The organism is Natrinema versiforme JCM 10478 (assembly GCF_000337195.1).
GTDB lineage: Archaea > Halobacteriota > Halobacteria > Halobacteriales > Natrialbaceae > Natrinema > Natrinema versiforme.
In genome coordinates, this window is sequence record NZ_AOID01000022.1 from 71,755 (window position 1) to 87,241 (window position 15,487).

Below are 15,487 nucleotides of genomic sequence, written 5' to 3' on the forward strand. Positions count from 1 at the left end.
GATACGACGACGAGAAAGATGACAAGCGGAAACCTCACTGACGCCGAACAAGCGGTATTGGACGAGATCGAGGAACAGGACGTCGACTTCCTGCGACTGCAGTTTACCGACATTCTGGGAACGGTCAAGAACGTCTCCGTACCGGCCCGACAGGCCGAGAAGGCGTTTACCGAAGGCATCTACTTCGATGGTTCCTCTATCGAAGGCTTCGTTCGCATTCAGGAGTCGGACATGCGACTCAAGCCCGACCCTGACACCTTCGCAGTGCTCCCGTGGCGTCAGAAAGAGGAGAGCGCCGCCGCCCGAATGATCTGTGACGTTTACGATACGTCCACGGGCGAGCCCTTCGAGGGCGACCCGCGCCGCGTGCTCAAGAACGCGCTCGAGCGCGCCGACGAGATGGGCTATACGGTCAACGCCGCGCCCGAGCCGGAGTTCTTCCTCTTCGAGGAGGACGAGGACGGCCGCGCGACGACCAAGACCAACGACGCCGGCGGCTACTTCGACCTCGCGCCGAAAGACCTCGCGAGCGACGTTCGCCGCGACATCATCTACGGCCTCGAGGAGATGGGCTTCGAGGTCGAGGCCAGCCACCACGAGGTCGCCGAGGGCCAACACGAGATCAACTTCACCTACGACGACGCGCTCGCGACGGCCGACAACGTCGGTACGTTCCGCACCGTCGTTCGTGCGATCGCCGCCCAGCACGACCTGCACGCGACGTTCATGCCCAAGCCGATCCCGCGCATCAACGGCTCGGGGATGCACACGCACCTGTCGCTGTTCACCGAGGACGGCGAGAACGCCTTCCACGACGAGGACGACGAGTTCAACCTGAGCGACGAGGCTCACGCCTTCACCGCCGGGATCCTCGAGCACGCGCCGGCGATTACGGCGATCGCAAACCCCACGGTCAACAGCTACAAGCGACTGGTGCCCGGCTACGAGGCACCCGTCTACGTCGCGTGGTCCGACCGCAACCGCTCGGCGCTGATCCGCAAACCGGCCGCACGCACGCCGGCGGCCTCGCGGATCGAGCTTCGTTCGCCCGACCCGTCCTGTAATGCCTACCTCGCGCTCGCCGCCATGATCCACGCGGGTCTCGACGGGATCGAGAACGATCTCGAGTGTCCCGACCCGGTCCGGGAGAACATCTACGAGTTCGACGAGGCAAAACGCGACGAGTACGGCATCGACACGCTGCCGTCGAACCTCGGCGAGGCCGTCGAGGCCTTAGAGGAGGACGAGGTCATCTACGACGCGCTCGGCGACCACGTCGCGCCGAAGTTCGTCGAAGCCAAAGAACAGGAGTTCGAGGACTACCTCGTCAGCGTCTCCGACTGGGAACTCGACCGCTACCTCGAGACGTTCTGAGACGGCGACCGTCTTCGGCGTCGATTCCGGTATTTTCGTTGCAGTCGCGTTTTCAGTTGTCTCCCGACAAGTCGTGTTCGTGACTTTCAAGCGCCAGCGTGTCCGGATCGAGCGTGTAGTAGCGTTCCCACGCGGGGGCGAGACTGACGACGCGGGTGCCCGCGATTTCGGCCTCGCGGTGGCGATGGTGATGGCCGACCAGACAGAGCTCGGGCGACATCGCCCCGAGCAGATCGTTGATGTGCTCGCAGCCGGGATCGTAACCGTAGGAAAGCAGCCCGGTCGGGGCCTCGTGTGCGAGGAAGACGTCGATGTCCTCGAGGGCGGCGGCCCGGTCGACGTCCTCGTGGGTGAAGTGACGGCGGCGCTCGCCCGAGAGTTCGTCCCGGGACAGGTCGTATCGCGTCGGGGCGAAGTTCCCCGAGAGACCGGCGATGCGCAGGCCGTCGACCGTCGCCGCCGTGCTCGCGAGGAGGTGGACCGTGGTCGGTTCCCCGGGGTCCTCGCCCGCCCGTAGCGCCTCGATCACGTCGAAGTCCTCGTTGTTGCCCGCGATGAACCACGTCGGGGCCGGCAAGTCGTACCGCTCGAGGTCGCCGAGTTGGAGTACCCGATCGGGCTCGAGGGTTCGGTAGCACTCGAGCAGGGTCTCACACCGGTCGGGGTCCGACGCGTGGGCGTCGCCGAGGACGAGCATACGATCGGTACGGCGTCGGTCCGGATAGTTCCCGCGCCGACTGTTGTGGCCCGTCGTGTTTGGGCCGGGGTGGACGACGCCGTTCGGACAGGACGCCGACGGTTCCGCACATTCAAGGACGTGATTTAGCACTGTCGCCGGCGGAGCCTCGCGTATGGCCGAGACACCCGACGTCGACGCGGTCGAAACGGAAGACGAGTACACCCACGTTCGGTTCCGCGATCCGGATCGGTACGACGAGATCCGAACGCCCGACTGGGCGGAGCAGCCGGCGGAGTCCGTCTCCGAGGGCAGCGAGGTCCGTACCGGAAAGGTCGAAGGAGACGACGACTGGGAGGTCACCAGCGTCCTGATCGAGAAACACGTCGGTGAGGACAAAGCGAAAGAACAGGCCCGCGAAATCGTCGAGAAAATCAAATCCTGAGCGGGCGGCTTAGGCTTCGGCCTGCTCGATCCACTCTGTGGCCCGATCTTCCGAGATATCCGTAGCTTCGGCGACGGCGTCGGCACCGGCGCGCGTGAGGTCGTCGATCGTCGCGATACCGGCGTCCGCGAGCTCCTCGCGGACGTCCGCGTCGATGCCCTCGATCGCCTCGAGCGTGTGTTCCGGATCAGTCTCGATCTTCGTGTGTGGCTCGTCCCGTCCCTGTACCGGGATCTGCTGGAGCCCCGTCTCGGTCTGTTCGGCGAGTTGCTGCTGGAACGTCTCAATTTGGTCGGCCTGCTGCTCGAGGAGCGCCTCGATGTCGTCGGTCTGGCGCTCGAGTTGGTCCGCGAGTCGCGTCTGTAGCTCGCGGGTCCGTTCGAGTTGCTCATCGAGCCGACTCGAGAACTCGTCGACATTCTCGACCGTCTGCTCCTCGATCGACGCTGTGAGTTCGAGGAACTGCTCGGTCTGTTCGTCGAGGGCCGTCTCGACGTCCTCGGCGAGCCCGGTCGCGGCGTTGAGATCTCGCTCGAGGTCGCGCTCGAGCGCGTCGTAGAACTCCGCGTGCGTCGCTTTCAGCTGGTCGAACGTCTCGTCGATGGCGCGGTGGGCTTCGGTGTCATCGCTCGGCAGCAGCGCCGCCGCCGCGCTGACGTAGCCGTGACTCGCCGCCTGTGCGAACTCGAGTTGCTGGCGCTGGAGCGACGCCTGGCCCTCGAGCCCGGTCAGCGCCATCGCGTCCACGTTGCGCTGGGCCGCCAGCCCCTGCTCGAATAGCTGTTGGCTCTGTTTGATCGCCGTTCGTTGTACGTCGAACATCGTCCGGATTGGGGATTCTGACTGACTCATTTCAACTGCGAGTTCGACTCGACTGGGCATAAGTCTCGAGCTTGCACACCATTAGATGGTTCTGAATGGTGTCAGAAGGGGGTAGATATCGGAGGGGACGTGGATCCGGCACAGCGCCACGGGGAACTGTTCGAGTGAGGTCGTGGGCTCGGTGGAGTACCGGCCCGGAAACGCGGAAGACGGCGGATCGGGCGCGACTACGCCTGCTGGGTCGCCGAGCCGATCTCGAAGATTTCGCGGTAGAGGCTCTCGGCGAGGCGGTCGATGTTCGCCTCGGCCTCGCTCGCGTCGATCGTATCGCCGATGCCCTGCCACTCGACTGACAGCCGGGCGATCGGGACCAGCGCGATGCCGCCGATGACGATCTCGCCGTCGGGGGTGTGGACTCGCCACTCGGTCCGCATACCGGTCGACGACCGCGTGACGTCCTCGATTTGCCCGCCGGCCGCGTCCCAGCGCTCGACGAGGTCGTCGGTGAGCCGGCGGAGTTTCCGTTCGCCGAGCAGGTGAAGTGCGACACCGCAGCCGGTCAGGAGCGCGAACGCGGCGGCCGCCATCGGGAGCCCGCCGTAGGGAACGTTTATCGACGCCGCGAGGCCGGCCGTCACGGCGACCAGTCCGAGCACGCGCCCGTCGACCGCACTCGGTACCGTCCCGCTCCACGTCGCCTCCGTTGCCTGAGACGACTGCTCGAGTTGCATATCGACTGGACCTCGCGGCGAGGCCCGCGTAGTCGTTTGCCTGTCCCACTGTTGCCATTATATGCTCGCCTCGAGACTCACTCGTCTTCGAGTAACGCCTCGTCGCCGTGGGTCTCCCGCAGGGCCGCGAGATACTCGCGCTGGGCCTCGAGTCGCGGGGTCGGTTCCGCGTAGGTGTACTCGAACAGCTCGCTGGGGTCTCCCTCGACGCCCTCGGCGCGCTCGATCAGCGTCGCGAGCGTCTCCTCGATCTCGGTCTCGATCGTCTCGATTCGGTCGTCCTCGAGAACCCCCTCGTTTCGCAGGTAGGCTTCGAACCGATCGATGGGGTCTTTCTCGCGCCACTGCTCGACCTCCTCGTCGTCGCGGTAGACGCTGGGATCGTCGGCCGTCGTGTGCGCGCCGTAGCGATACTGGACCGCCTCGATCAGCGTCGGCCGCGGTCGGTCGTCATCGCCGGCGACCGCTTTCTCCCGTGCGGCCGCCGTGACGACGTAGGTCGCGAGCGGGTCCATGCCGTCGACCTGCACCCCCTCGAAGCCGTAGGCGTGGGCTTTCTGTGCGATCGTGGCGCTTGCCGTCTGGCGCTCCCGCGGCACGGAGATGGCCCACTGGTTGTTGTTACAGAAGAAAATGTTCGGCGTATCGAACACGCCGGCGAAGTTCAGCGCCTCGTGGAAATCCCCCTCGGAGGTCGAGCCGTCGCCGAAGTGGACGACGCTCGCGCGCTCGTCGCCGTTCAGTTTCGCCGCCCACGACCAACCCACCGCGTGGGGCAGGTGGCTGGCGATCGAGATATTCAGCGGGAAGACCTCGATGTCGGCCAGCGCGGCGTTGCCGTCCTCGTGGCCCATCCAGTACAGCAGGTACTCCCACGGGAGTCCCCGCGCCGCCAGCGTCCCGTGTTCTCGGTACTGAAAGGAGAGCAGGTCGTCGTCGGCCAGCGCGTACGTCGAGCCGATCTGGGACCCCTCTTGGCCGGCCAGCGAGGAGTACGTTCCCAGCCGGCCCTGCCGCTGCAGACTGATCATCCGCTCGTCGAACCGCCGGGAGAATCGCATGTCCCGGTACATCGACCGTAGGGTCTCCGCCTCGAGAGCCGGCTCTAACTCGGGGGCGACGACCGTCCCGTCGGCGTCGAGCACTCGGATTCGATCGTCCGGCGCTCGATCGAACAGATCGCGCTCGAGGGTATCGCGTGACACGGCCGTATCGATGGTGTCGTGATACATAACAGTAGCTCTCAAGTGAGAATTGATACCGTGTGACGAGTACAGCCGCTTCTCACGCCCACCTAGGACGCCTTCACTCAGTTAATCAAAACACATAGTCGTCGTGAAAATGGTCGGGCTTCAATACTGTTACTATACAATTATTGTATACATATGACACAGGTGGTTGATATTTTATTTGAAGCATTAGCGAACGACCAACGACGACGGATCTTATTCGATCTCATGGACCGACGGTCGTTGGAAGCCGACCCGATCTCTCTCGATATCCCGCCGAACTCGACCGGTGACGGGGCCGACAGTGTGCTCAAACGACAGCACGTTCATCTCCCGAAGTTAGACGAGTTCGGTTTCGTCGACTGGAATCCGGAGGCGAATACCGTGGAAGCGGGGGTCAGATTCGAGGAGATCAGACCGGCCTTGGAACTGCTTCGGAACAACCGCGAGACGTTGCCCGTCGATAGCAGCTGAGACACGTGCCCTGCGGTCGCCCCCGTTCCGCTATCCCCATTCTGATACAGCGGGGCCGCCGCGAGTCGTCGCCCTGACCGGATCTCGTCTCGCTGGATCTGACCCTCTCCAGCGGAAGGGGACGCGAAATCTTAGATGCGATCGGAGACGTGCCGCAGCTCCCGAGCCTTCCGGTTATCTTCCTGACGAGGCCCGACACGAGCGCGGATATCGCCATCTGGTATCGAACCCACGCGAACGCCTCCGTGACGAAGCCGACGACGCTCGAGGAATCCGTTCGGCTTGTCGAGGCATTCGAGGCCTTCCGGTTCGAGCACGCACGACTCCCGCCGACATCGTCGTAACCGCTGTCCGCTTCTCTCGTCGCTGTCCGGTCCGTTTCATCAGCAGGCCCACATGTAATCGGCCGTATCGAACCCGGTACAGCTACCGCTGGAGGAATTGAAACGACGAGCCCCATCGTGGTTGGGCCAAGCGGGACTCGCCACTCCCTCATACCAAACGTATCCTCAAGTAGCTTGTGTGATGATCTGAGTGAACGAGAGACTCACAGGGAGAGACTCGTCAGTGTCGACTGGTGGCAATGGACTACGACACGAATCCTTTTCCATCCCCGCGCTCTACTCTGTGTGTTCGGATATCCGAATTCGTGGTTGGGCCATGACAGGAGACGATACTACCAGAGAGGCGATTAGCCTGTTGCAGGACCTCGGGCTACAGGAGTACGAAGCACGCTGTTTTATAGCGTTGAACAAACTTCCCAGCGGAACGGCGAAGGAGATTCACGAGATCTCCGAGGTGCCCCGGACGAGGGTGTACGATGCGATTCGGGTGCTGGAATCACAGGGGCTGGTCGAGGTCCAGCACACGAGTCCGCAGGTGTATCGCGCCGTCGACATCGAAGAGGCGACACAGACCCTCCAACAGAAGTACACCAATCGGATCGAAACGCTCGAGACGCATCTCAAGAACACGGACATCCAGGACACTGAGGAGAACGAGCAGGTCCAGGAGGTCTGGTCGCTCAGCGGGCACGAAGCGATCGAGTCGCGAACGCTCGAGCTCATCGACGAGGCGGACTCGGAAGTCGCGCTGCTCGTCGTCGACGAGGACATCCTCTCCGAGGCGCTGTTCGACAGCTTGCGAGCGGCGAACGATCGAGCAGTCTCGATCGTTCTCGGCGGGCAAACGGACGCGATCACGGGGACGCTCGGGACGGAACTCTCCACCACTCACGTGTTCGAAACCGGCCTCGACTGGCTCACCGGCCGCGAGATCAACGACGAGGTCGCGATCAGTCGCATCCTGCTGATCGATCGCGAGACGCTCCTGATCGGTTCGTACTACCCGGATGCCGCCGACGGACCGGCAAAAGAGCAGGCGGTCTTCGCCCGCGGCCTCGAGAACGGGATCGTCGTCCTGCTTCGCCGGTTGGTGACCGCGGGATTGCCCGAGATCGAGGACCCCGGGAGCTGACTCGGGTGCGGAGAGACACAGCCGGTCTGAACGGACTGATGGGGCCTATTGATAGTCCGGCAGCCGGTCGGATCGATCCGACCCCGCGACGAACGGCAGTTCGGTGCGGGTCGCGGCCACTTCTTCGCCGCCGATCCGGACCGTCAGTCCGTCGCTCTCGAGGTCGTAGTCGACGACCGCGAGTGCAATGACCTCGCCGAGCATCGGGCTTGCCCCCGCACGGGTTATCTCACCGACCGACGCGTCGCCGTCGAAGACGGCCGCGCCGGACTCGGGGACCGGTCGATCATCGCCCTCGTCGTCTTCGCCATCTGCTCCCTCCCGCTCGAGGGTGAGCCCGACGAGTCGCCGGCTCGGCTGGCCGCGGTTCTCGACCCGGGAGACGACCTCCTGTCCGACGTAACAGCCCTTCTCGAAGTCGAGCGCGTTCCGCAGGCCAAGTACGTTCGGCAGCTCGCCCTCGAGTTCGGTGTGAAAGAGCGGCGATCCGGCCTCGAGCGCGAGGCTCTCGAGCGCCTGATAGCCGAAGGGGGCGGCGTTGAGCCCCTGATTGAGTAGCGTGTCGTGGACGGCTGCGGCGTCGTCGGCAGCACAGATCACCTCGTAACTCTCCTCGCCGGTGAGCGCGTCGGTGCGGATGACCGAGACGCCCTCGTCGCCCATCGTCCCGCGGACGAACGAGTAGCGCGTGTCCGGCGAGCCGGCACCGTTGAGGACGCTCGCGATCTTCTCGGTGGCCTGCGGGCCGTGAATGCCGAAGACCGCGTAGTCGTCGGTCGCGACGCGGATGTCAACGTCCTGAATGAATACCTTCTCGGACCACTCCTCGGCCAGCGGCTCGGCGGTCTCGGGCTGGGTGAAAAGCAGGAGTCGCTCGCCCGCGTTGTAGACGTACAGTTCCACCTCGATCCCGCCTTGGGGGTCGAGTACGAGCGCGTAACAGCCCTGTCCGTCTTCGGCTGGGACGCGATTCGTGACGACGTTATCGACGTACTCGACGCGGTCGTCGCCCTCCACGACGAGCACGCCGTAGGCCGACTCGAGCAGCCCGACGCCGTTGCGGACCGCCCGGTGGGTTCGCTCGGGTCGGCCGTAGTGTTCGACGACTCGCCGGTCGGCGCGCTCGCCGAACGTGGCCCCGTGGTCTTCGTGGATGGACTCGATGACACTCATGCGTACTCCCTGGGGCCTGAGCGTATCAGGCGTTTCGATTCAAAAAGGGATCCGCTCGCGGAGCCACTCCCCGATCGATTGTTCCCCGTCCTCGTCCGCCGGCTCGTCGGGAACGACCCGCTCGGCGGGCTTGATCACCGTCTCCGAGCCCGAGTCGACGACGATCAGGTTATCCTCCTTGAGCGTCGACAGAGCCTCCTCGAGTTCGTCGATATCGACCTCGACGGCCGCGCGGAGTTCGAAGACGGTCATCCCGTCGTCGACGCGGTCGACCAGCGCATCGAGTACCGCCACCTCGGTTCGCTCCCGGTTCCGGTACTCCCGCTTTGCTCTCATCTGTATTCCTATTCGACAACCCGGGATTTGACGTTTGCCGTTCTACCCACGCCGTGCGGGTCCCCGCGAGTCCGATCGGCTCTCGCTGGGAATCGGTCCCAAGTCGCCTCGAGTCGCGCCCTCCTCCGACCGCATGACTGTCACAAAACTGTGACGAACAGGCAGCACGTTTTTTATGGGATGGCTCGGTACGGTGGGACAATGGTCCTGCGATGTTCGCTGCTCGGACACGATTTCGGCGAGTCCGAAATCGAACGCGAGCGCGAAGAACGGGGCAGTGAAGTCGTCGTAACCGTCCAGGAGTACGAAGAGTGTGTCCGCTGTGGCGAGCGATCCGTCATCAGCGAGAACACCGAAGTGACCAGCCTCACCGCTGGGACGGACACCCGCGACTCGTTGCCCGACGAGCCCGAGACCGAACCGCCCGAACCACCAGTCGACGCCCCCGACGATGCGGCCGCCGGCGAGCCCGACGCGGACGCCGGCTTCACCGACGCCGATGCAGACGACGGCATCGAGCTGTCCGACGGCGACGACGCCGAATTCATCGACGCCGACGACACCGCTTCGGACGCCGACGAGACGGAGACACCGCAGCCGGACCCGTCCCCGAACGCGGCCGAGCCGGAGCCGACCGCAGCGGACGCCGATGTGGCGGCGGCCGATGCCACCGCCGACGCGGACGAGATCGACCTCCCGACCGACGAGAACGGCGAACCCGTCACCGACGACGGCGAAATCCTCGAGGACGACGAGCCGTCGGCCGACCGAGACCGGGACCGCGACCACGGCGAGTGGCCCGACTCGAGCGACGTCGGCCCGCCGGTCGGCGCGGAATCGACGCCCGCCGACTGGCCGGACGACCCTGTCGAGACCGATTCCGAGGCCGAGTCCGCCGTCGAAGCCACGGACGCAAACCCGGCCGAGGTCGACGACGATGCTATTCTCCTCGATGACGACGGCCCGACGAGCGCCGTCGGAGCCGCCGGCGACGATACCACCGACGGCACCGCCGCGGCCGCGACCGACGCCCGATCGGTGACGGCCGAACCCCCGGCCGCCGATCAGGTCGACGCCGACGTCGATTCCGATCCCGACGCGGATTCGGGGACCGGTATCGAGCGAGCCGCGTCCGCGCCGACGCCCGCCGAAAGCGGCGGTGCGCCCGCCGGCGACGTTCCGACCGAATTCTACTGCCCGCGGTGTGACTACGTCGCCGCCGGCGACCGCGGCTCGCTTCGCACCGGCGACATCTGCCCCGACTGCCGGAAAGGCTATCTCAGCGAGCGCGAGCGACAGCGCTAACGCCGACCCACGCGGCCGTCCTCGCCCCTGGTTTGCTCGCTGCTTGCCGCTCCCGAGTCCTGGCCACTCGAGGCGCGATCGGCCGGCGACCGATCGCTCGATCCGACCCATCGGCGTCCCGCGATAGCCGCGGTCTCCACACTCGAGGACCAATCAGACACCCGAAACGTCGGGTATGAAAAGAGGTAAACACTCCGCCGTGTTTCTTCGAGCTATGAAGGAGTACAAGATGCGTCGCGGTGAATATCTCGAGGAGCGAATTCCCGATATGGAGTCGACCGTCGTGGACTACTTCGGCCCCATCTCCGAAACGCAGGAGTACAAGGGCAGCGACCTCTTCGTCATCGGCGAGCCCGACAACCCCGTCTTCGAGAAAGTCGTCGTCGGGACCGTCGAGTACTCCGGCAAGAAGGACAAACTCGCCGTCGAATTCTACGAGCGCGACCCCACCGAACTCGGCCCCGACGAACTCGAGGCCGCCGGCGAAGCCGTCGACGCGAAAAACGACTTCCTGCTCGAGGCGACCGGTCGCGACGCCAAGTCCCGTCGTGACTCGATGAAGCGGACGGTCGAAGACGATCCGGATCACGACTTCGACTAACGAAATTTTTCCCTGCGGGCGCGGCGGAGCCGCGCCCTCGGCAAAATCTTCAAAAGAGCGCGAAGCGCTCTTTTGGACCTCGCGGGATCGAAGATCCCGCTCAGTTTCGATCAAAAGCACTCCTCCCTCCCCTGGCTCGCGGCCTTTGGCCGCTCGCTGTGACGCGGCGCGAAGCGCCGCGCTCTCCGGGTCGGTCGTCGGCCCGCTCGCTTCGCTCACGGCGGGTTCGGTGGAGGGCCTGCCCTTCCCCGGGTCAGCCGACTCACCGCGGATGCGGTGAGCCGGCTTCTCGGCCACGGCCTGCTGTGGACTGCGAACCGCTTCGAAACGGCTTTTATCGCAGCGTCGAATCTCTCGACCGATGGACACACAGGCGTTTCTCGCCGCGACGCTGGCCGCCCACGTCGGATTCGCGATCTTCGTGACTGCTCACGCGTTCATGACCGAGCGCGACGCCGGCAAGTGGCCGTTCGTAACGCTCGCGCTCGGACTGGCCGGCATCGCGGCCTACTTCTTCTACGACGAATCGACCGATTCTGACGGGCGCTAAAATCGGGTCTCGTCTGCGTCGAGGCGATTCCGATGTCGTCAGGCCTCGAGCCGAAGCGAAAATCTGCTTTATTCTACGCGAGGAAGACGTGTCGGGGCCGCTCAGCCAGCACGTCGCGGCCGAACTCGACGGTCTCGGAGAACGCGTCGCTGCGGAAGAACGCCATGGCGTCCTCGCGGGAGTCCCACCGGCTGGCGATGAACATGTCGTTTTCGTCCTCGAGGTTTTCCAAGAGGTCGGTCTTCCGGTGGCCGTCCATGTCGGCGAGGATGCCGGCGACGTCGCCGAAGGTGTCGACGAAGTCGGTTCGGTGTTCGGGTTCGACGGTGTAGAACATCCCCATCGTCCCCCAGGAGTCGCCCTCGTCGTCGCCCGCCTGCCGGACGATATCGGGGAGGTCGGCGAGGAAGCCGGCGGCCGTGCTCGCGGCGCGTTCGGTGTCCCAGAGACTGACGACTGCGGCTTCGGCGTCGTCGCCGCCCGCTCGCGGCTCGTAGACGGCCGTCTTCACGTGCGTATCGTAGTGATCGAAGTTCTCCCGCAATCCGTCGACCTCCTCGAACAGCTCGTCGGCGTCGGCCGCGGAGTAAAGGACGACTGCGTGGACGTCCTCGCCGTGGGGTTGACCGGCATAGACGCCGATATCCTCGAGTTCGCTGCGGAGGTCCTCGTCTTCGTCGTCGCCGTGGCCGTCCGACTCGCCGTCACCGCCGTGGTGATGGTCGCCGGAGTCGCCGTGGTGGCCCTCGGAGTCGCCGCCCCCGTGTGAGTGGCCGTGTCCGTGGTCCGCGCCGCCTTCCTGCGGGACCGATTCGCCCGCGAGGAACGCCCCGAGGTTTGCCGGCGGGAACCGGCGGGCCGAGAGGAATCGACCGAACTCGGCGAAGCGGGAACTCGAGGGATCGAAACGCATCTCGTAGAGCAGTTCCTTCACGTCGGTCGGATCGTCGCCGAACAGGGTGATCCCCCACTCGAAGTCGTCGAGGCCGACGCTGCCGGAGATGATCTGAGTGACCCGGCCGGCGTAGTCCTTGCCGATCTCGCCGTGGTTCGCGAGGTAGTCGGCTCGCTCGTCGAAGGGGAGTTCGTACCAGTTGTGGTCGGGACCGCGGCGCTTGCTCATCGGGTAGAAGCTGAGGAACTCGCTGTCGGGAATCTCCGGCTTGAGCCGCGATTCGATGTAGCGCTCGAGGCCCGTGTCCTCGACCTCCGCGTCCTCGTCGAAGTAGTCCTCGGACATGTAGCCCGAGACCTCCGTCACCGAGAGATAGGAGTCGGCCCGTTCGGTGAACTCGGCGAGGGCGGTGTGTTCGAACCGCCGCTCGAGGGTGTCGATGTCGTCGAGCGTCGGCCGCAGGTGGAGCACGAGCAGGTCGGCCTTGTGGCCGAGCACCGAGAACGTGGCCGACTCGCCCGCGTCGGCGTTGTCGACGGCCTCGCAGGACGCGAGGTAGTCGATACCCTCGTCGATCGCCTGCGAGCGTCGCCGCTCGGGAGCACCTCGCCAGGCGTCCCAGTCGATCGACCGGAAGTCGTGCAGAACGTACCAGCCTTCCTCCGTCTGTGGCGGTCGCCGTCGTTCCATAAACGAGGGTTGGGACGGGGACGCTAAGAAGGGCCGGGTTTCCGCTCTGTTCTCTTCGCTCCGCCGCGTCGGTCCCCAGCAAGAGCGCGCCGAATTCACCGCTCTCGGCGACCAGTTCGACGGTTTCGGACGCGACCGAAACGCTTTACGTCCACCCGTTTAACTCTCGAGATATATGCGGAAAAGCGGGCCGCCGAAGGGACTCATCGCCTATCTCGTCCTCGAACTTCTCGAGGAGAAGCCACGCTACGGCTACGAGATTCTCAAGGAAATTCGGGACATCAGCGGCGGTCACTGGGAACCCTCCTACGGCTCGGTCTACCCGATCCTCTACAAGTTCGAGGAGAAGGGGTGGGCCGAACGCATCGAGCGTGCGGACGAACCGGACCGGAAGTACTTCGAACTCACCGCCGAAGGGCAGGCCGAACTCGAGGAGCGCCGCGAGAGCGGGTCGGAGAAGGCTCGGGACTTCGCCGACGTGATCCTGGGTTTCTTCCACGTCTACGCGGCGTTCTCGACGGACGACCGGTTCGAGATCCCGGAGCTGGACGGCGAGTGGCACTTCGACGAAGAGTTCAGCCGCTGGGTCGTCGAACAGGTCGTCCGCCACTACGAACACTACTTCGATACCGAGTTCGACCGGATCGACGAGACGGCCGAGGAGTTCTACGAGCGCCACGGCGTCGACACGGACGACTGACCCGATAGACCGACCCTCTCAGGTGCGTGCGGACGACCGGACTAGTTCTGCCGCGCTCGGACCGAGCAACCGTACCGGATACGGCACAAAAACACCGGCCTCGAGCCGGATTCCGGTTCGGGCTCGATCAGTTCCCGAGCAGTTGCGGCCCGAACAGCAAGAGCAGGAAGCTCACGAGCATCGTCACGCCGATCGCGGTCGTCACCAGCCGGACCATTCCGCGGGTCGCGTCGACCGGTAACCGGGAGACGATCGCCTCGGTGCTCGTCCGGAGGATGTGGCCGCCGTCGAGCGGGAACGCCGGAATGCAGTTGAAGAAGCCGAGCTGGACGTTGATCCAGCCGGTCCAGAACAGCAGGTTCGCGAGGACGAAGACGGTCCCGTCGCCGAACGCGCCGAGCATCCCCTGCGCTTCGTAGAAGTTCTGAATCCCGCCCGTGAAGCCGGCGAAATTGAACGGCATCGCACCGCTGACGCCAATGACCGGCAGCATGAGCGCGATCGCGATCTTGCCGAGGAAGGAGTCGGTGATCGGCCCGAACCGGGTCTCGCCGTCACCGCCCAGCAGTCCCAGATACTCGTCTGCGGGATAGAGTTGGACGCCGAGATCACTCACCTCGATTCCCGACATCCCTCGCTGTCCTTGAATCCCGAGGAACCCGGTATCCGCTCGAGGATGCTCGTCGAGCGTGACGGTGTACGCCTCGCGTTCGTCGCCGAAGTAGCCCGCTACCTCGACCTGCTGGTCGGGTTCGCTGTCCTCGAGCATGGCCGCGAGGTCGTCGTACTCGTGGACTCGCTCGCCGTCGAACCGGGTGATGACGAACGTTTCGTCGGTCGGGCCGGTCTCGCGTTCGAGCGGGCCGTCGTCGGCGACCGAAACCGCCGCGCCGATCGTCACCTCGCGCTCGGTCCGCTCGTCGCCGTTCGCGGGATCGATCGTCAGCGTGACTCGCTCGCTGTCACCGACGGCGTCTTCGAAGCCGCGTTCGGTCGCAACCTGCTGGCCGTCGACCGCGCGGATTTTGTCGCCGGCAGCGAGTTCAGTCGGTCCGTTCTCCATCGCCGCGGTCACGAGCAGCGACCGATCGACAGGGATCGTCTCCTCGCCGTTGAGTTCGACGGAGACCTGCTCGCCCCCGGTCGCCTCGAGCCGATCCGCGAGATCGTCGTTGCCCTCGACCGCGGTGCCGTTGATCGCCGTGATGCGATCGTTCGGCTCGATTCCCGCGTCTGCGGCCGGGGAATCCTCCGCGACGCCGCCGACCGCGGCACCGGGTGCGACGCCGATCGCGCCGACGATCGGCCCGAACAGCAGGGCGAAGGCAAGCAGCGTGATCGCGAAGTTGTTCGTGACGCCGGCGGCAAACATCCGCGTCTGACCGCCACGGGAGGCCGATTTGCTACTCTCTTGATCGGGTTCGACGAACGCGCCGACGGGGAGGATCGCGAGCATCGCGACCCCCATCGAGTCGATATCGATGTCCTCCACCCGACAGAGCAGGCCGTGGCCCCCCTCGTGGACGACGAGGCCGACGAGTAACCCGAAGACGATGCCGGGCGTGGCCGACAGCGGCAGAAAGTCGTTGACCCCGGGGATGACGAGAACGTTGTGAGGCTGTCTGGCGGCGGACCCCGCCGGTTGCGGTGAGGTAAGCGCGACCATCGCCACGCGGATCAGCACGGCGAACATGCTGATCATCACGACGAGCGCGATGCCGACGCCGAAGTTCGACCACGCTCGCCAGAACCGTTTCGGCCGTGCAAGCCGGTCGAGCAGCGCCCGCCCGCGTTTCGTGTGGAACGTGAGAATCGGCCCCTGCGTTCCGATGTAGTCGGGGAGATACCCGCCGTTTCGGAGCCCGACGACCGCGAGCCAGTAGAGGAGGAGCCCGAGCAGAACCCACGTGAGGAGTTCCGAGCCGTAGATTGCGGGCGGCGAGACGACAGCGAAGGAACCGTGATCCATCGTTACCCTCTCCGGGCGGCGTTCTCAAATGACTTTTGTCT

Annotated in this window: 17 protein-coding genes; 9 read left to right on the forward strand and 8 right to left on the reverse strand. The window is 65.1% G+C overall.

Features of this window, described 5'->3' with window-relative positions:
* Positions 1-18 precede the first annotated feature (18 nt).
* Entirely contained in the window at positions 19-1,374 is a 1,356-nt protein-coding gene (glnA, locus tag C489_RS07060; RefSeq protein WP_006430514.1) for a type I glutamate--ammonia ligase, read from the forward strand.
* Positions 1,375-1,426: 52 nt separating this feature from the next.
* Here glnA and C489_RS07065 read toward each other — a convergent pair whose 3' ends face one another.
* The gene (locus C489_RS07065; RefSeq protein ID WP_006430515.1) at positions 1,427-2,071 is read right to left on the reverse strand and encodes a metallophosphoesterase family protein; all 645 of its coding nucleotides are present in this window, start codon (positions 2,069-2,071) and stop codon (positions 1,427-1,429) included.
* A gap of 154 nt (positions 2,072-2,225) precedes the next feature.
* Here C489_RS07065 and C489_RS07070 point away from each other — a divergent pair, with 154 nt between their 5' ends.
* Positions 2,226-2,495 (forward strand): hypothetical protein, encoded by a 270-nt coding sequence (locus C489_RS07070; protein ID WP_006430516.1) that lies wholly within the window; start codon positions 2,226-2,228, stop codon positions 2,493-2,495.
* 9 nt (positions 2,496-2,504) lie between these two features.
* Here C489_RS07070 and C489_RS07075 read toward each other — a convergent pair whose 3' ends face one another.
* From C489_RS07075 to pdhA, 3 genes are all read right to left on the reverse strand, one after another.
* Positions 2,505-3,347 (reverse strand): helix-hairpin-helix domain-containing protein, encoded by an 843-nt coding sequence (locus tag C489_RS07075; RefSeq protein ID WP_239642039.1) that lies wholly within the window; start codon positions 3,345-3,347, stop codon positions 2,505-2,507.
* A gap of 197 nt (positions 3,348-3,544) precedes the next feature.
* Entirely contained in the window at positions 3,545-4,048 is a 504-nt protein-coding gene (locus C489_RS07080) for a hypothetical protein (RefSeq protein ID WP_006430518.1), read from the reverse strand.
* Between the two features lie 77 nt (positions 4,049-4,125).
* Positions 4,126-5,280: a pyruvate dehydrogenase (acetyl-transferring) E1 component subunit alpha gene (pdhA, locus tag C489_RS07085; protein ID WP_006430519.1), complete on the reverse strand. Its 1,155-nt coding sequence runs from the start codon at positions 5,278-5,280 to the stop codon at positions 4,126-4,128.
* A gap of 153 nt (positions 5,281-5,433) precedes the next feature.
* Here pdhA and C489_RS07090 point away from each other — a divergent pair, with 153 nt between their 5' ends.
* From C489_RS07090 to C489_RS07100, 3 genes are all read left to right on the forward strand, one after another.
* Positions 5,434-5,751, forward strand: a complete 318-nt coding sequence (locus tag C489_RS07090) for a DUF7344 domain-containing protein (RefSeq protein ID WP_049890679.1) — start codon at positions 5,434-5,436, stop codon at positions 5,749-5,751.
* Between the two features lie 149 nt (positions 5,752-5,900).
* Complete coding sequence (locus tag C489_RS07095) at positions 5,901-6,095, forward strand: response regulator (RefSeq protein WP_006430521.1); 195 nt, start codon at positions 5,901-5,903, stop codon at positions 6,093-6,095.
* Between the two features lie 316 nt (positions 6,096-6,411).
* The gene (locus C489_RS07100) at positions 6,412-7,227 is read left to right on the forward strand and encodes a TrmB family transcriptional regulator (protein WP_049890680.1); all 816 of its coding nucleotides are present in this window, start codon (positions 6,412-6,414) and stop codon (positions 7,225-7,227) included.
* Positions 7,228-7,272: 45 nt separating this feature from the next.
* Here C489_RS07100 and ygfZ read toward each other — a convergent pair whose 3' ends face one another.
* Together ygfZ and C489_RS07110 are read right to left on the reverse strand one after the other, a co-directional pair.
* Complete coding sequence (gene ygfZ, locus C489_RS07105) at positions 7,273-8,400, reverse strand: CAF17-like 4Fe-4S cluster assembly/insertion protein YgfZ (protein WP_006430523.1); 1,128 nt, start codon at positions 8,398-8,400, stop codon at positions 7,273-7,275.
* Between the two features lie 39 nt (positions 8,401-8,439).
* The gene (locus C489_RS07110) at positions 8,440-8,736 is read right to left on the reverse strand and encodes a DUF6432 family protein (protein WP_006430524.1); all 297 of its coding nucleotides are present in this window, start codon (positions 8,734-8,736) and stop codon (positions 8,440-8,442) included.
* A 201-nt stretch (positions 8,737-8,937) separates the two neighbouring features.
* Between C489_RS07110 and C489_RS07115 the strand changes: the two genes are divergently transcribed.
* The 3 genes from C489_RS07115 (at position 8,938) to C489_RS07125 (ending at position 11,192) form a co-directional block, all read left to right on the forward strand.
* Complete coding sequence (locus C489_RS07115) at positions 8,938-10,041, forward strand: DUF7093 family protein (RefSeq protein ID WP_006430525.1); 1,104 nt, start codon at positions 8,938-8,940, stop codon at positions 10,039-10,041.
* 214 nt (positions 10,042-10,255) lie between these two features.
* On the forward strand, positions 10,256-10,642 hold the full coding sequence (locus C489_RS07120; RefSeq protein ID WP_006430526.1) for a DUF5611 family protein: 387 nt from the start codon (positions 10,256-10,258) through the stop codon (positions 10,640-10,642).
* A 361-nt stretch (positions 10,643-11,003) separates the two neighbouring features.
* A complete protein-coding gene (locus C489_RS07125; RefSeq protein ID WP_006430527.1) occupies positions 11,004-11,192 on the forward strand; it encodes a hypothetical protein in 189 nt (62 codons plus the stop codon).
* Between the two features lie 73 nt (positions 11,193-11,265).
* On the opposite strand, the gene C489_RS07130 is transcribed toward C489_RS07125, so the two are convergent.
* On the reverse strand, positions 11,266-12,777 hold the full coding sequence (locus C489_RS07130; RefSeq protein ID WP_006430528.1) for a heme-binding protein: 1,512 nt from the start codon (positions 12,775-12,777) through the stop codon (positions 11,266-11,268).
* Between the two features lie 175 nt (positions 12,778-12,952).
* On the opposite strand from C489_RS07130, the gene C489_RS07135 reads away from it, so the two are divergent.
* Positions 12,953-13,477, forward strand: coding sequence for a PadR family transcriptional regulator (locus C489_RS07135; protein ID WP_006430529.1), 525 nt, complete (start codon positions 12,953-12,955; stop codon positions 13,475-13,477).
* Positions 13,478-13,604: 127 nt separating this feature from the next.
* On the opposite strand, the gene C489_RS07140 is transcribed toward C489_RS07135, so the two are convergent.
* Positions 13,605-15,446 carry a site-2 protease family protein gene (locus tag C489_RS07140; protein WP_006430530.1) on the reverse strand — a complete coding sequence of 614 codons (1,842 nt, stop codon included), beginning with the start codon at positions 15,444-15,446 and terminating at the stop codon, positions 13,605-13,607.
* Between the last annotated feature and the right edge of the window lie 41 nt (positions 15,447-15,487).

Excerpts from the sequence above, each read along its gene's own strand:
- C489_RS07100 (WP_049890680.1), top strand. The coding sequence starts at position 6,412 with ATGACAGGAGACGATACTACCAGAGAGGCGATTAGCCTGTTGCAGGAC.
- glnA (WP_006430514.1), top strand. The coding sequence starts at position 19 with ATGACAAGCGGAAACCTCACTGACGCCGAACAAGCGGTATTGGACGAG.
- C489_RS07135 (WP_006430529.1), top strand. The coding sequence starts at position 12,953 with ATGCGGAAAAGCGGGCCGCCGAAGGGACTCATCGCCTATCTCGTCCTC.
- C489_RS07120 (WP_006430526.1), top strand. The coding sequence starts at position 10,256 with ATGAAGGAGTACAAGATGCGTCGCGGTGAATATCTCGAGGAGCGAATT.
- C489_RS07065 (WP_006430515.1), bottom strand. The coding sequence starts at position 2,071 with ATGCTCGTCCTCGGCGACGCCCACGCGTCGGACCCCGACCGGTGTGAG.
- C489_RS07075 (WP_239642039.1), bottom strand. The coding sequence starts at position 3,347 with ATGAGTCAGTCAGAATCCCCAATCCGGACGATGTTCGACGTACAACGA.
- C489_RS07130 (WP_006430528.1), bottom strand. The coding sequence starts at position 12,777 with ATGGAACGACGGCGACCGCCACAGACGGAGGAAGGCTGGTACGTTCTG.
- C489_RS07110 (WP_006430524.1), bottom strand. The coding sequence starts at position 8,736 with ATGAGAGCAAAGCGGGAGTACCGGAACCGGGAGCGAACCGAGGTGGCG.
- C489_RS07090 (WP_049890679.1), top strand. The coding sequence starts at position 5,434 with ATGACACAGGTGGTTGATATTTTATTTGAAGCATTAGCGAACGACCAA.
- C489_RS07115 (WP_006430525.1), top strand. The coding sequence starts at position 8,938 with ATGGTCCTGCGATGTTCGCTGCTCGGACACGATTTCGGCGAGTCCGAA.
- pdhA (WP_006430519.1), bottom strand. The coding sequence starts at position 5,280 with ATGTATCACGACACCATCGATACGGCCGTGTCACGCGATACCCTCGAG.
- C489_RS07080 (WP_006430518.1), bottom strand. The coding sequence starts at position 4,048 with ATGCAACTCGAGCAGTCGTCTCAGGCAACGGAGGCGACGTGGAGCGGG.
- ygfZ (WP_006430523.1), bottom strand. The coding sequence starts at position 8,400 with ATGAGTGTCATCGAGTCCATCCACGAAGACCACGGGGCCACGTTCGGC.
- C489_RS07070 (WP_006430516.1), top strand. The coding sequence starts at position 2,226 with ATGGCCGAGACACCCGACGTCGACGCGGTCGAAACGGAAGACGAGTAC.
- C489_RS07140 (WP_006430530.1), bottom strand. The coding sequence starts at position 15,446 with ATGGATCACGGTTCCTTCGCTGTCGTCTCGCCGCCCGCAATCTACGGC.
- C489_RS07125 (WP_006430527.1), top strand. The coding sequence starts at position 11,004 with ATGGACACACAGGCGTTTCTCGCCGCGACGCTGGCCGCCCACGTCGGA.